We start from the raw sequence: 14,478 nt of genomic DNA on the forward strand, positions 1-14,478 counted from the left end.
CATTAAGTTAATGTGCAGACAAGCTGCTTATTTCAATTAACATTAATGTGAGTGCCCACACAAATTGCATGATAACTAATTGTTAAAGAGCGATTCTTATCGAATCTCGCTAGACATCGCATTCGTGTTTAGCGTTTTCTCTCAGCGTTAGCGCTTGGCTTAGTCGTTGAGAGCGGATGCGCATTCTACGCATCTCAGTTTTGATGTCAACCTTTTTTCTTAAAAAATTTTAAATTAAATTTTTAAGTGGTTGGCTTGTTAATCTTGGCCGTAGCGTTAACTAACTTTTCAAAACCGCCTCTTGGGTTGTCCCCGAGAAGTGGAGCGCATTTTAGAGATTTTTGCGCAACCGTCAACAACTAATTTCAACTTTTTGTTCGTTTGCGCAGAAAGTGAACTTATTGCATATTTAGCACACTAACCAAGTAGAGGATTGTACAAAATATGTATAAATCAACAGGAGAAAACAATTTGTAGATCTCCTATAGTAGTCAGTCAAATAATAAGAATAATAAATGATACGTACTCTACATGCGTATCAATTACCAAAAAGAGAGCAAGAATAATGAAATGTTTAATGTTCATTTCTCTACTTTTGGGAATTTCTTTGAATGCGTCTGCAATGGATAGTGCAAAAAGAAGTCAGGAAGATGTCATCGCTTCAATGATATCTCAACAAGTAAAGCATCAGATCCCACTTGAAAAGAGTGTTTCTTCTATTTTACGCAGATACCCAGAAAAGGTAGATCAAGTTGTTTCTATTGCACTTGAACGTTACCCTAGCCAATATCAAGCGATTATGGCTGGAGCACTCCACGCCGAACCCGTACTAGCCTGCCATGTAATTGAACTCATGTTAGACGCCGATGTGGCACCAGCATCTGAAATTGTTCGGCTAGCCATCCAGGCAGAGCCAGCGTACGCACAAGAGATTGTAAAAGCTGCAGCAATGGATGATCCCGCAAATATACAAAATATCGTACGAGTAGCAATACAATCCGATCCTTTTGTATCAGATAGTGTTGTTAAACACACAATGAAAGAGTTTCCTGACAGCTTTGTTGATGTATTACTTGGTGCAATACAAGCAATCCCAGATCAAATATCTAATATCGTAGAATACACGATTGCATTGTTTCCAGGTACTGGTGATGAAGTGGTTCACACTGCTATTATAAATAGTCCTGAAAGCGAGCATGAAAAAATAATTAACTCAGCCATCGCATCAGGTGCCAATAAAGAAATAGTTATAGAAAGCGCTACACTTGCAAAGGCAAAAGTTAATCAAGAAGAAAACAAAGAATAGCGCTAAATACAATCAATTATAGATTCTGACCGTAAAGCTTGTATTTTATTTGTGACCGCTGTTCAGGCTCAAAGACCCATTTTAGGCTAGATTGTAAATATTGTTCTGCTTTCATAGGGCGCCCTTGAGCCAACAAGATTCTATAAGCTTTAATATATGGTTCCTGTAAGTAAGGCGCTAATCTAATCGCTTTGTTATAGCTACTAAGAGCATCTTGCAGGAGATCTTGCTCAAGTTGCTTTTCCGCTAAATCAATCCAGTTATAAGGGTTAGGATCATACAAGCTGTCTAGTTGTTCTTGGTATATCATTGCTTCTTCGCCTCTCCCTTGCGCACGCAGCAAAATAACATAGTTGTTGAGTGACAATAGATCGTCGGCATTTTCTTCTAGAATATACCGATATATATTTTCAGCCTGAGCTAACTCCCCTTTATGCTTTGAAGCCAAAGCCAATAAGTTAAGTGCAGAACTACTGTTTGGATCGAGCTGATATGCTTGATAAGCGTTCGCATATGCTAGATAAGCGTCCCCCTTACTCAAGTATTGCCCCGCCATATTTTGGTAAAATAGTGATACGAATGCGTTATGTTTGATGTATGCTCCTCTTACCTGTAGGTATCTAGGAAAATAATCCACAACAACATGTGCGCCAATACCAAAGTTCTTCATTTCACTTTGTTTTCTTTGCGGTTCAAAGATTCTTGTCTGTACATGCTTCGATGTTATAACTAGACCATTGCTCTTTTCGTACACAGGTTGCGACAGTACAAGCCTATAATCCATTTTCATATCTAGCAGTTTTGCGTAAGCCGACGTGATAACTGCAAGGCTCATACAATTGCCTTTATTACCCTTAAGCGCTTCTGAAGCAACAAATGTGTCTCCGAAATAGTCGAAATCATCCAAATGCTTAGTAACATAAGAAGATACGATATGATGTTCACGCTCATTCAACGCTAACTTGTTACGATAATATGAGAAAAAATCCTCTTTTTGTTCTTCAGATAAAGCAAAAATATCGTCTTCCTTCACCACACTTGCCATTTCATTCGCCGGTGGTGCAAGAATTGAAAGAACGGGCGCTTTTGGCTCATAAGAAACATCTGGTTTTACAGCGGTATTATTTGCTACGGTCTGACAACCAAGTAACGTAAACAAGATTGGTAAGAACAATCCAGTAAGTCGTACTTTATGTATTACTGATGAAGACACGGATTTCATGAAACCTCCTTGTATACGTTGCTGAAATAAAAAAGGGAGCGTTTAGCTCCCTTGTTTAATTAGTTATGCTTCACGTGCAATGGCACGATAAGCAATATCCGTTCTAAATTCAACACCTTGCCAACTAATTTGATGTAACAATTCGTAAGCCGATTTCTGTGCGTTGGTAACATTCTCACCCAGTGCTGTAGCGCATAGCACCCGACCTCCTGCAGAAACTACGTCATTACCTGACATAGCAGTCCCTGCATGAAACACCTTACGACTTTCATCTTGGTTAGTGCTAAGACCGGATATAACTGCACCCTTTTCATAACTCCCCGGGTAACCACCAGCAGCTAATACAACACCTACTGCTGCACGCGGATCGAAATTGATTTCCGTTGTATCTAACTTCCCTTCGCACGCAGCTAAACACAATGCCACTATGTCAGATTCTAGACGCATCATGATCGGTTGTGTTTCTGGGTCACCAAAACGGCAATTATATTCGATTACTTTTGGTGTACCGTCTGCTGCAATCATTAATCCAGCATATAAGAAACCTTTATATGGAGCATCTTCCTTTGCCATCCCTTCAACCGTTGGAACGATAACTTCCTTCATAATACGGTTATGAATTTCTGGCGTAACTACTGGTGCAGGAGAGTACGCTCCCATGCCACCTGTATTAGGGCCTTTATCGCCATCATAGGCACGTTTATGATCTTGGCTAGTTGCAAATGGTAGAATATTTTTGCCATCTACCATTACGATGAAGCTAGCTTCTTCACCTTCTAAAAATTCTTCAATGACCACGCGATGACCTGCGTCACCAAACGCATTGCCAGCTAGCATATCTTTGATTGCCGCTTCTGCTTCTTCTAGTGTCATCGCAACGATAACGCCTTTACCCGCTGCTAAACCATCGGCCTTAACCACAATTGGCGCACCTTGTTCACGCACATAGGCAATTGCAGGTTTAATCTCAGTAAAGTTTTGATAGGCCGCAGTAGGAATTTGGTGACGTGCTAAAAAGTCTTTTGTGAAAGCTTTTGAACCTTCTAATTGCGCTGCCTTTGCAGATGGTCCGAAAATCTTAAGTCCTTCTTTTTCAAAAGCATCAACAACACCATCAACTAATGGTTGTTCTGGGCCAACAATTGTTAAGCCAATATCATTGGTTTTTGCAAAGTTAACAAGCGCTGTTAAATCTCCTACCGAAATATCGATATTTTCTAGCTTCGCTTCGATTGCAGTACCGGCATTTCCTGGCGCTACAAAAACTTTTTCTACATGCTTAGATTGAGCCGCTTTCCACGCTAATGCATGTTCACGCCCACCACTACCAATGACTAATACTTTCATTATGTAAATCCTAACTAATTAAAAGTGGGTAGCATCAAGTGCTACCCACCTATTTTTATTTCACAAATTTTAATGTCATGCGATCACTTTCACCGATCGCTAAATATTTTTCTTGATCTTTATCTTTCAATGCAAGCACTGGCGGTAGTGTCCATACCCCTTGTGGATGCTGTGCAGTATCTTTTGGGTTAGCGTTAACTTCGCTTGTTGCCGCTAGTGTAAATCCTGCTTGCTCAGCATATTTTACGGCCAATGATTGAGGCACATAGCCGCTGCGCATATTTTCTTCCCAAGAAAGACTTTCTGGCATGCGGTGCTCAACTACCCCTAAAACACCACCTTTTTTCAGCGCTTTGTAAGCATCTTTGAATACTTGAGCCATGCCATCTTCCTTCCAATTATGAAGGTTGCGGAATGTTAGTACTAAATCAGCGGTTCCTTCTGGAGCAAGTGTGCTTGGCTTAGGTGGAACAAAATCTGTTAACTCTACTTCACTGAAAATGTCATCACTCTTAAGCTTCTTTTCTAGCCTTTGACGAGACTTACTGTAGTAATTATCTTCACCAGTATCTGGGTAATGTGCACCGTATAGCTTACCTTTGCCTTTTAAAGCTGGCGCAAGAATTTCAGTATACCAACCACCGCCTGGCGTAATTTCAACCACCGTCATATCAGGTCTAAAGCCAAAAAATTCAAGTGTCTCTTTTGGATTGCGATAAACATCACGCGCCTTGTTTGATTCACTTCTATGCTCGCCTTCGATAGCTTTTACTAGAGCGCCACCTGGAGTAGCGTAAGCTTGTAGAGACATTAATGACGCTGTTAATACTGCTGTACTAAGTAAAGTTTTTATTTTATTCATTGTTATTTTCCGTTAACGAGTAAATTTAGTCGCAACCATTTATATCAGAATTAATATTGCGAATCAGTTAACTTGTGACCCGATTAACTGAAAATTCCTTTCCTTTGTCTCAAGCAAATGTGTCAAAAAGTAAACGCCCGATATAAATCGGGCGTTTTCTATTAATGACGGAAGTGGCGCATGCCTGTGAACACCATTGCCATACCGTGCTCGTCTGCTGCTGCTATGACTTCTTCGTCACGCATAGAACCACCTGGCTGAATAACCGCAGTGATACCAGCTTCTGCCGCAGCGTCTATACCATCACGGAATGGAAAGAACGCATCAGATGCCATTACTGAACCTTTAACTTCCAAGTTCTCATCCGCAGCTTTTATTCCTGCAACTTTGGCAGAGTATACACGGCTCATTTGACCCGCGCCAACGCCAATCGTCATACTATTTTTCACGTAAACAATCGCGTTTGACTTAACATATTTCGCTACCTTCCAGCAGAATTTCAAATCGCGTAGCTCTTCTTCTGTTGGTTGACGCTTAGTTACAACTTTTAAATCGTCTTCAGTAACATGACCTTGATCGCGGTCTTGTACCAATAAGCCACCATTTACACGCTTGTAATCAAAGCCTGTCGTTTGAGTATCCCATTGACCACATACTAACAAACGTACATTTGGCTTGGCCGCTACGATTTGCGCTGCTGCTTCAGAAACTGTTGGCGCGATTATCACTTCAACGAATTGACGAGAAACAATCGCTTCGGCAGTATCTGCATCTAGCTCACGGTTAAAGGCAATGATACCGCCAAAAGCTGATGTAGGGTCGGTAGTGAATGCACTTTCATATGCGGCTAAAATATTATCACCAATCGCCACACCACATGGGTTTGCATGTTTAACGATTACACATGCCGGCTCATCAAATTCTTTCACACACTCTAGCGCCGCATCAGTATCAGCAATGTTGTTGTAAGAAAGGGCTTTACCTTGAATTTGGTTAGCAGTTGAAACAGACGCCTCTTCAGGAGTTGCTTCTACATAAAAAGCAGCGTCTTGATGTGAGTTTTCACCGTAGCGTAAGTCTTGCTTTTTAATAAACTGACTGTTGAATGTGCGCGGGAATTTGTTCTTGCTATCAAAATTTACTTCGTTTGTCTCAGCACCATGTGCAGAAAGCATTTTGCCGAAGTAGTTAGCTATCATACCGTCGTAAGCCGCTGTGTGTTCATATGCAGCAATCGCTAAATCAAAACGCGTGTTGAACGTTAGAGAATTCTCATTAGCTTCCATTTCAGCTAAAACACGATCGTAATCATGTGCATTTACAATGATGGTAACATCTTTGTGGTTTTTCGCTGCAGCACGCACCATTGTTGGGCCGCCAATATCAATGTTTTCAACCGCATCTTCTAACGTACAATCATCGTTGGCTACGGTATTGGCGAACGGATAAAGGTTTACCACAACCATATCAATCGCATTGATATTATTTTCAGCCATAACAGCTTCGTCAGTTCCGCGACGCGCCAGAATGCCGCCATGCACTTTTGGATGAAGCGTTTTCACGCGACCGTCCATGATTTCAGGGTGGCCGGTATAATCAGAAACCTCTGTTACTTGAATGCCGTTTTCAGCAAGTAGTTTAGCTGTTCCACCAGTTGATAATAACTCAACTCCTTTACTCGCTAAACTACGTGCAAATTCGACAATACCTGTTTTATCAGAAACACTTAAAAGTGCGCGTTTGATTGGGCGTGGGGTATCCATTGCTATTTGATTACCTATAAAAATTAATGTTGTGTCTGGCCTGTGACATATATCCGTGGCAGTTAAGCATCTTCATGCAATTCCTAATGTTAGTACTCTTCACTAAGTACCGCTGAATCTTTTGGTTAATCCGTTCTTTAAAACATGACACTAATGACAACAAATTAAACCGTAATAAGTAAAAAAGCACCCTAGGGTGCTTTTTATATGCAGGTTATCCTGCAAGAGATTAGTTCATACCGTATTTTTTTAACTTCTTACGTAAAGTTCCACGGTTAATGCCTAATAAGTTAGCTGCACGCGTTTGGTTACCGCGCGTATACTTCATTACTTCTTCTAACATTGGCGCTTCAATTTCAGAAAGTACTAATTCGTACATATCATCAACATCGTTTCCGTTTAATTGAGACAAGTAATTGCTTATTGCGATTTTAGCTTGAGTACGTAAAGGTGATGCCTCAGTTTGCGCTTGTAAGTTACCAGTAACGAATGGTGATGAAATATTTTGTTCAAACATAAAGTTCAGACTCTTTCTTAGTTAAATTTATCAAAATATCTAGCTAACGCTTCAAGTTGCTCGTCGGCGACTTCGATAGCATTAAAAATAGAACGAAACGTTTTTTCTTGATCATGCGCTTGCAAATACCAAGATACGTGCTTACGAGCGATACGAACGCCCATGAAGTCACCGTAAAAATCGTGTAATTCCCTTACATGCCCTAATAAAATAGTGCGAATTTCTTCCTTAGTTGGCGGTACAAGGTGTTCACCATGCTCCAAGAAATGATTAATTTCTCGAAATATCCATGGCCGCCCTTGAGCGCCACGGCCTATCATGATGGCATCTGCACCAGTATAAGCTAATACTTGCTCAGCTTTTTCAACACTCGTTATGTCACCATTTGCAACAACCGGTATTGAAATTGCCTTTTTAATTGCTCGAATCGTATCGTACTCTGCGTCGCCTTTATAAAAGTCAGCACGCGTTCTACCGTGTACTGCTAAAGACTGAATACCGTTGTGCTCCGCGATTTTGGCAATTTCAATGCCATTTCTAGAATTTTCACACCAACCAGTGCGAATCTTCAAGGTCACCGGAACGGTAACAGCTTCAACTACGCTCTTTACAATTTGCTCAACTAACTTCGGCTCTTTTAACAACGCAGAACCAGCAAGTTTTTTATTAACCTTTTTTGCAGGGCATCCCATATTGATATCTATAATCTGGGCACCATTGTCTGCATTCATTGCCGCAGCATATGCAAGTTCATCGGGATCAGAGCCAGCGATCTGCACTGAGCGAATTCCTGCATTGTCACTATGCACCATGCGTAATTTGGATTTAGCGGTATCCCATACTTTCGGATTTGCCGATAGCATTTCTGATACAGCCAAGCCCGCCCCCATTCGATAGCATAACTCTCTGAATGGTTGGTCAGTTATTCCTGCCATTGGCGCAAGCATAGTCTTGCTCGCTAAGGTATAAGGACCGATTTTCACGCTGCTGCTTTTTTGACCTACTGCTCAAAAGGGCGCTAAGTTTACGTGTTTTTTTTCGAATTGAAAAGAATATAAATTGAACAAATGTCGGTTTTTTTCAACATTTTTATATTGACTTTCTACAAACCATTGTTGCGCGCAGATTTTGTACAGTTTCTTTGCCAAATCTACGCGCTAGATCTTAGGATTTTTTTACACCATTTAGCCGTACCCATTCATCCTTAACGGCGATTGGAGACATATCGCACCACTGTCCATAAATGGTTTGAAGTTCACTCGCTTGATTTTCGAGCACACCTGAGAGCGCCAACTTTGCGTCTTTTCCTAAAAATTCAATTATCGTAGGTGCTAGTTCGCGTAATGGTCCTGCAAGTATATTAGCAACCACTATGTCAGCTTTAACCTGAGGTTGATTTGCAGGTAGGTATAATGAAAGCCTGTCTGCGACATTATTTCGTTTTGCATTTTCTTCACTCGCCTGTAACGCCTGTGGATCAATATCGATGCCGATCACTTCTTTTGCTCCTAGCTTTAACGCAGCCAAAGAAAGAATGCCCGAGCCACAACCAAAATCCACCACTGTTTTCCCTGCAAGATCTAGGCTGTCTAACCACTCTAAGCACAACGCAGTTGTAGGGTGTGTCCCCGTACCAAAGGCTAAACCAGGATCAAGCATGACATTAACGGCATCTGGCTCTGGCACGTCTCGCCAACTTGGACAAATCCATAATCGTTGGCCAAACTTCATCGGATGAAAATTATCCATCCACTCACGTTCCCAGTCTTTATCTTCTAGTTGTTCCAGCTTATAGGCCATTTCTTTTTTGTCTGGATGAATACTTTGCAAATAGGTAATCGCTTTGTCCATATCATGGCTGGCATCAAACAACCCCATTACGACGGTATTTGACCAATACACAACCTCATCGCCAGGCAAAGGCTCGTATATAGGCGTATCTTTAGCATCTATAAATGTGACCGCTTGTGCGCCACAAGCCATCAACCAATCACTATATTTCTCAGCGGTTTCTTCGTTTGCTTGTAAGCGAAGCTGAATCCAAGGCATGAAATTATTCTCTGTCAAATATTTTGCGCTATTCTAACATTCAACAGGCTTTGTCTACTATCAGAGATTACATTCGGTGAATATTCACTTGAGTTTTGTCGATTAATCTATAACTATAGCTTTATCGGCGGGGCAAATGGGATGATAGACGTGGCAGGTTATTTAGTTAAGTTATCAGGCATGCTACTCACATTATTTGGCTTTGCCGTTCAGGCTGAAAAAATCACGTTTGTCACTGAAGATCTCCCCCCTTTACAAATAGAACAAGATACAAAACCGCCGATTGGCGCTGCAGTCGATATAATCAATTGGTTAATTAACGACGCTAAATTAGACGCTACCATAAAGGTTTACCCTTGGGCACGAAGCTATGAAATGGCGTTAAAAGAGCCAAATGTCGTTATTTTTTCTATATTGCGTAGCCCTGATAGAGAACCCCACTTTCAGTGGGTTGGCCAAATATACACCATACGCTCATACTTCGCTGCGCTGAAGACACGTCAGGATATTTCGATCAGTTCGATAGAAGACGCCAAAAAATATGCCGTTGGCTCAATTCGCCATGACCTTGCCGAAACTTATTTACTTGAAAAAGGTTTTGTACCGAAAAAAAATCTCTATGTAAGCAGTAAGTACCCTATACTTTGGCAAATGCTATTTAGTGGACGTACTGATATTGCATTTACAAACAGCGTACTGTGGCAGCACGAAATAAGCCATACTGGGCTTGACCCTCAAAAAGTTAAGTTAGTTTACGAAATTGAAGATATCTCTTCATCACTCTATATCGCAGCTAGTTCAACGACATCGAGAACAATCGTCGAGAAACTCACTGCATCACTCAATAAACTGAAGAGCTCACAGCATTACCACGCCATTTTAGATAAGTGGCAATTACCGTACGAAGAAATTAATTAATGAATTATTTCCCCATATTTCTCACTAATACGCACATCAACGCATTGGTCATTGGTGGTGGCGACGTTGCAGCGCGTAAAATAGAATTACTTTTAAAAACAACAACCAATATCACCATTATGGCGCTAGACTGCGCTAATCAAGTAGAGCAATTAATAAATAAGCACCAGTTAACTAAACTAGCGCATAATTATAAAGCTGGCATCATTCAGACATATAACTTAGTTATCGCGGCCACGGACAATAGCGACGTAAATCAAGCAATCGCTCAAGAAGCACAACACCATAATATTTTAGTTAATGTTGTTGATAAGCCCGAACTCTGTACCTACATTACCCCGGCAATAATCGATCGCTCTCCTATGCTAATCGCACTATCAAGTTCTGGTTACGCACCTGTATTACTGCGAATGCTCAGGGAACAAATTGAGAAAACACTGCCAAATGGCTATGGAAAATTAGCTGAGTTTTCCTATAAATTCAGAGATCATGTAAAAGCACGCATTAAAGGCGTAGCTAATCGCCGAAAGTTTTGGGAAACCGTATTACGAGGTCGCATCGGGCAAAGCGTCTTGAGTGGCGAGCAAATCATCGCAGAGCAAGAACTCATCGCTAGCTTAAGTGAGCCAAAACATGCAAGTATTGGTGAAATCGTCTTTATTCATACGCTCGATGGCAACCCAGACAAGCTAACGCTCGAAGCACATCGCGAAATGCAATTGGCGGAGGCAGTGTTCTACGACAATGCAGTAAATACTGATTTTATTGAATACATTAGGCGTGATGCTGATAAATTCCCACAAGAAATCAGTTCAGACATCATGATTAATATTCAGCATGCACTGGAACTCGCTGAATCTGGACAGCATGTGATTTATTTGCTGGCAGGTCACCAGTCAATTCCACATAACTCAGCTTTAACAGCTAGCCTTGTGCGAACTAAAGAACTTGTTAATGGCCAATAGAGATATTCCTTAAAATAAGGAACTCAGCTCAAACATAGCAACTTTTAGATAAAAAAAAGCATCAATAGAAACTATTGATGCTTAAAGAAACGTGAGTCGAGCAATTCACGTCCTTACTCCCGGAAAAGTAAAGATAAAACATTAAGAATTCGGAAACCGCAGAATTCCCAACGAAAACCTGATAGCAAAAGAGGGCGCTACGAGCTTCCTGGCTATTAAGAGGCATGTAGCTAATTGGGCTTGCCATCAAGTTGTGGCTATACTAGCAAGCTAAAATAGCGACGTCAATACAAATGATAATAATTTTCATTTAGATCATTTGAGCTAAGCTAACTAGTAACTGATACGAGCTACAGGTATAGGCATTAAAGGGTTTTCTACAACGTATTTATCAATGAACGATGTTAAAAAACCGCCCTGCCCACAACAATGAAACTGGACAAGGCGGCGAAAGTCTTTAGCGACACTTTGGGAAAGGTTATATGCGTTAGTGAATTTCAGGATTCTTCAAAATACAACCCACAAACAAACATACAAGTACAGCAAAAACCAAGAGTAATGCCTGCCCTTCACTTTCTGTGACGCTCCGAACAAACTCATTCCACCATGTTAAATCTGTAGCGGTTGTTGCTTGTTGTGACCAAGCGTTACTTGGTAACAACCCAATAACAAGTGCTACCAATAAATATTTCAAATGATCCATATGTTTATTGCAGAATTCAAAGTTATCGACATCTTATCGAGAAAATATGCAAGAAATATGGAGAAGATGAAATGAATGAGTCTAATCGTCTGTCATCCAGAAAAATGTGACCGCCAAACGCTTATCACGTTTTTCTTTGCCAAAACAGCCAGATGCACTGTGAGCGATATTACCCTTGAATAAAATCAAGCGATTGAACTGATTCTCGATGGCATGATCTTCGTACCAAGCACTTGGTGGCAAGCTATTTGTTTTTAACGCGTCAACCAAATTGTGATACGGTGCATTAACCATATTACCACCCGCAGCACCATTGCATACTTGAGCCGATAGAATGATGTCCCTGAATGTGGCTGTGGATTCTCGCTTAAATACAACACCGCGTCATAGCGACATAATTGTCGGTTGTCGACATGTGGACGTGCTGCACCTTCATCACCACCAACCAAAATTGCGGTTTTTGTATCAACTACCGCTGATTTTGACTCCGCTACCCATAGGTGCTCTTTATTAATTTGTTGTTTCACCCATTATTCAACTTGATCCAACCCTTCTGTTTTAATGCATTCTTTGAACGCATACCTAGCCACAGTTCGTATGGATAGTGCTTCCCAAGCTTCCATTTCTTTTTATTAAAACAACGATTTGCAATATCAATAGCGATCTTTTCAGGGAAAAAATTGTCACATATCCAATAGTTTTGACCCAACGTTGGTTTTTCATAACGCAATGTTGGAACGCCAAAAGGAACATCTTCGGATGTCACGTTCTCAATAAACATTTCGTGCATAAATTACTTTCTTCTTGGCTTTTATATTTATTATTGATGTACTTACAGGGGGAGCTTAGTTTTAGCAAATATGCAGCATGAAGTCACTAGCAGGGTAGTTCAACGACGCTTTCATATTGAGACGGTTATACAAATAATTATACTAAACGCTTACTTCACTCTTAGGATGTTTTATGGGCAAAAAAATCGTAGAATAGCGCCAATAGTAATTGTTGTACTTGCTGCTTGTGTAGTTAAGTAAAGTTTCAGGCCTAATGCACACATCACTCCTCCCCCCTTGTTTTACTCCTTTTGCTAAGTCGGTTAGCAATATCGAACTGCCAAGCAAGTTTACTTATCCATTTTGCTATCAACCTAGCGAAATAGTTCAACAGGCTGTAAAAGAGCTACAATACGAACTTTGTGCACACGTAAATGGAGTATCATCTGAACAAGGCAGAATGTTCGGAGTATTGGTGGTAAAAACGGCTAATGGTCAGTTAGGTTATCTGACGGCAATCTCTGGCGCTACCAGTAGCCTGTCCCAGTGGAATCATCTTCCCTTAAAAATTGTTCCAGCAATATTCGAAGGATTCTCACCCGAGCATGAGTATTTCCAAAAACAAAAAAAAATCAATGCAATCACCGAGGAAATTACACAATTAGAGTTATCTCCTACATTAAGTGAACTCTCAAAGCTGCTTGAAGACCTCAGAGCACAAGCGCACTTGGCGATCAGCGAAAAACAACAAGTAATGCGAAATAATAAGAAGCTGAGAAAGCAACAACGAGAAATACTTGCGAATGCTCAAGTTGCTCAATCGCTGAGTGCAGCTACCATAAGGCAGCAGAGTATTCAGTTATCGAGAGAAAGTGTTCAAGACAAAAAAGCATTGGCACAATTAAAAGCACACTGGCACCAACACGTGTTGGAAACTGAAATACAGTACCAAACGCTGATCAAAGATATAGAGCAATTGAAAAAAGCACGTCGAAAACTATCTTCCGGACTGCAAAAATTACTCTTTAAGCAATACCAACTTTTGAATATAAAAGGTGAAAGTGCAGATTTATTAGCGTTATTTAAGAACACTACAATTACAACACCGCCTGCTGGTACTGGAGATTGTGCCGCCCCTAAGCTATTACAATACGCATTTGAACATCGATTGACCCCTATTTCGATGGCTGAGTTCTGGTGGGGTAGCTCACCACAATCGGAAATTAGAAAGCACGGGCTATATTATCCGGCTTGTCAGGGAAAGTGTCAGCCAATTCTAGAGCATATGCTGTCGGGCATGGTTATCGATGAAAATCCAATGCTGAACAATCCAGCGGAAAATTCAGATCTAGCAATAGTGTATCAAGATGAAGATATCGTTGTCGTTAACAAGCCCGCAGGGTTGTTATCTGTTCCCGGAAAAAACATTACCGACTCAGTAGCGACACGTGTTCGACAACGTTTTCCACATGCGACAGGCCCGATGATAGTGCACAGGTTAGACATGGCAACTTCGGGACTGCTTATACTCTCGTTAAATGAAAGAGCCCATAAGGGGTTACAAAAGCAATTCATCGATAAAGAAATAACAAAACATTATGTCGCAGTAGTTGACGGAAATATAATTGAAGCTAGTGGGACAATTACTTTGCCGCTACGTGGCGATCTTAACGATCGTCCACGACAACTCGTGTGCTTAGAACATGGTAAACCCGCTAGAACTGAATGGAAGCTCATCGCCCGAGAAAATGGCAAGAGTCGACTTCAGTTATTTCCAGTAACAGGTAGAACGCATCAATTACGTGTCCATTGTGCCCATCCCAATGGACTAAACACAGCCATTGTAGGCGATGATTTATATGGCAGTTCTGGTAGTCGGCTTCATCTACACGCCCAACGTCTTGCACTTAAGCATCCGGTAAGCAAGCAACCGATTGAGTTTGTGGTTGATGCGGATTTTTAGCCAAAACGTATTAGAGCGTGTTGACCTTTGCTGTTCATTTTTGCAGCTGACAGTTTGGCATTTAGACTAGGCAGAGCCTTCGTCGTGTAGTTA

The 14,478-nt window shown here is 41.0% G+C and carries 15 protein-coding genes; 4 read left to right on the forward strand and 11 right to left on the reverse strand.

What is annotated here, in order from left to right:
* Window positions 1-577: 577 nt before the first annotated feature.
* Window positions 578-1,306 (forward strand): hypothetical protein, encoded by a 729-nt coding sequence (locus ACSLUK_RS02380; protein ID WP_448546911.1) that lies wholly within the window; start codon window positions 578-580, stop codon window positions 1,304-1,306.
* 16 nt (window positions 1,307-1,322) lie between these two features.
* Here ACSLUK_RS02380 and ACSLUK_RS02385 read toward each other — a convergent pair whose 3' ends face one another.
* The 7 genes from ACSLUK_RS02385 to prmA form a co-directional block, all read right to left on the reverse strand.
* Entirely contained in the window at window positions 1,323-2,528 is a 1,206-nt protein-coding gene (locus ACSLUK_RS02385) for a tetratricopeptide repeat protein (protein WP_448546912.1), read from the reverse strand.
* Between the two features lie 63 nt (window positions 2,529-2,591).
* Window positions 2,592-3,875: a phosphoribosylamine--glycine ligase gene (gene purD, locus ACSLUK_RS02390; RefSeq protein WP_448546913.1), complete on the reverse strand. Its 1,284-nt coding sequence runs from the start codon at window positions 3,873-3,875 to the stop codon at window positions 2,592-2,594.
* Window positions 3,876-3,930: 55 nt separating this feature from the next.
* Window positions 3,931-4,737, reverse strand: a complete 807-nt coding sequence (locus ACSLUK_RS02395; protein WP_448546914.1) for a class I SAM-dependent methyltransferase — start codon at window positions 4,735-4,737, stop codon at window positions 3,931-3,933.
* Window positions 4,738-4,898: 161 nt separating this feature from the next.
* Window positions 4,899-6,500 (reverse strand): bifunctional phosphoribosylaminoimidazolecarboxamide formyltransferase/IMP cyclohydrolase, encoded by a 1,602-nt coding sequence (gene purH, locus ACSLUK_RS02400; protein WP_448546915.1) that lies wholly within the window; start codon window positions 6,498-6,500, stop codon window positions 4,899-4,901.
* A gap of 229 nt (window positions 6,501-6,729) precedes the next feature.
* Window positions 6,730-7,017, reverse strand: a complete 288-nt coding sequence (fis, locus tag ACSLUK_RS02405; protein ID WP_448546916.1) for a DNA-binding transcriptional regulator Fis — start codon at window positions 7,015-7,017, stop codon at window positions 6,730-6,732.
* Between the two features lie 17 nt (window positions 7,018-7,034).
* Window positions 7,035-8,000, reverse strand: a complete 966-nt coding sequence (dusB, locus tag ACSLUK_RS02410) for a tRNA dihydrouridine synthase DusB (RefSeq protein WP_448546917.1) — start codon at window positions 7,998-8,000, stop codon at window positions 7,035-7,037.
* A 181-nt stretch (window positions 8,001-8,181) separates the two neighbouring features.
* Window positions 8,182-9,066: a 50S ribosomal protein L11 methyltransferase gene (prmA, locus tag ACSLUK_RS02415; RefSeq protein ID WP_448546918.1), complete on the reverse strand. Its 885-nt coding sequence runs from the start codon at window positions 9,064-9,066 to the stop codon at window positions 8,182-8,184.
* A gap of 141 nt (window positions 9,067-9,207) precedes the next feature.
* Here prmA and ACSLUK_RS02420 point away from each other — a divergent pair, with 141 nt between their 5' ends.
* Together ACSLUK_RS02420 and ACSLUK_RS02425 are read left to right on the forward strand one after the other, a co-directional pair.
* Window positions 9,208-9,984, forward strand: coding sequence for a substrate-binding periplasmic protein (locus ACSLUK_RS02420; RefSeq protein ID WP_448546919.1), 777 nt, complete (start codon window positions 9,208-9,210; stop codon window positions 9,982-9,984).
* On the forward strand, window positions 9,984-10,949 hold the full coding sequence (locus ACSLUK_RS02425) for a precorrin-2 dehydrogenase/sirohydrochlorin ferrochelatase family protein (RefSeq protein WP_448546920.1): 966 nt from the start codon (window positions 9,984-9,986) through the stop codon (window positions 10,947-10,949). The genes ACSLUK_RS02420 and ACSLUK_RS02425 overlap by 1 nt, the downstream gene beginning before the upstream one ends.
* 487 nt (window positions 10,950-11,436) lie before the next feature.
* Here ACSLUK_RS02425 and ACSLUK_RS02430 read toward each other — a convergent pair whose 3' ends face one another.
* The 4 genes from ACSLUK_RS02430 to ACSLUK_RS02445 form a co-directional block, all read right to left on the reverse strand.
* Window positions 11,437-11,652 carry a hypothetical protein gene (locus ACSLUK_RS02430; RefSeq protein ID WP_448546921.1) on the reverse strand — a complete coding sequence of 72 codons (216 nt, stop codon included), beginning with the start codon at window positions 11,650-11,652 and terminating at the stop codon, window positions 11,437-11,439.
* An 81-nt stretch (window positions 11,653-11,733) separates the two neighbouring features.
* Window positions 11,734-11,946: a hypothetical protein gene (locus ACSLUK_RS02435; protein ID WP_448546922.1), complete on the reverse strand. Its 213-nt coding sequence runs from the start codon at window positions 11,944-11,946 to the stop codon at window positions 11,734-11,736.
* Window positions 11,907-12,179, reverse strand: coding sequence for a hypothetical protein (locus ACSLUK_RS02440; protein ID WP_448546923.1), 273 nt, complete (start codon window positions 12,177-12,179; stop codon window positions 11,907-11,909). Before ACSLUK_RS02440 ends, ACSLUK_RS02435 begins: the two co-directional genes overlap by 40 nt.
* Complete coding sequence (locus ACSLUK_RS02445) at window positions 12,176-12,442, reverse strand: hypothetical protein (protein ID WP_448546924.1); 267 nt, start codon at window positions 12,440-12,442, stop codon at window positions 12,176-12,178. Before ACSLUK_RS02445 ends, ACSLUK_RS02440 begins: the two co-directional genes overlap by 4 nt.
* Before the next feature lie 254 nt (window positions 12,443-12,696).
* Here ACSLUK_RS02445 and ACSLUK_RS02450 point away from each other — a divergent pair, with 254 nt between their 5' ends.
* Window positions 12,697-14,385, forward strand: a complete 1,689-nt coding sequence (locus ACSLUK_RS02450; RefSeq protein ID WP_448546925.1) for a pseudouridine synthase — start codon at window positions 12,697-12,699, stop codon at window positions 14,383-14,385.
* Window positions 14,386-14,478 lie beyond the last annotated feature (93 nt).

This window comes from Thalassotalea fusca (genome assembly GCF_053485835.1).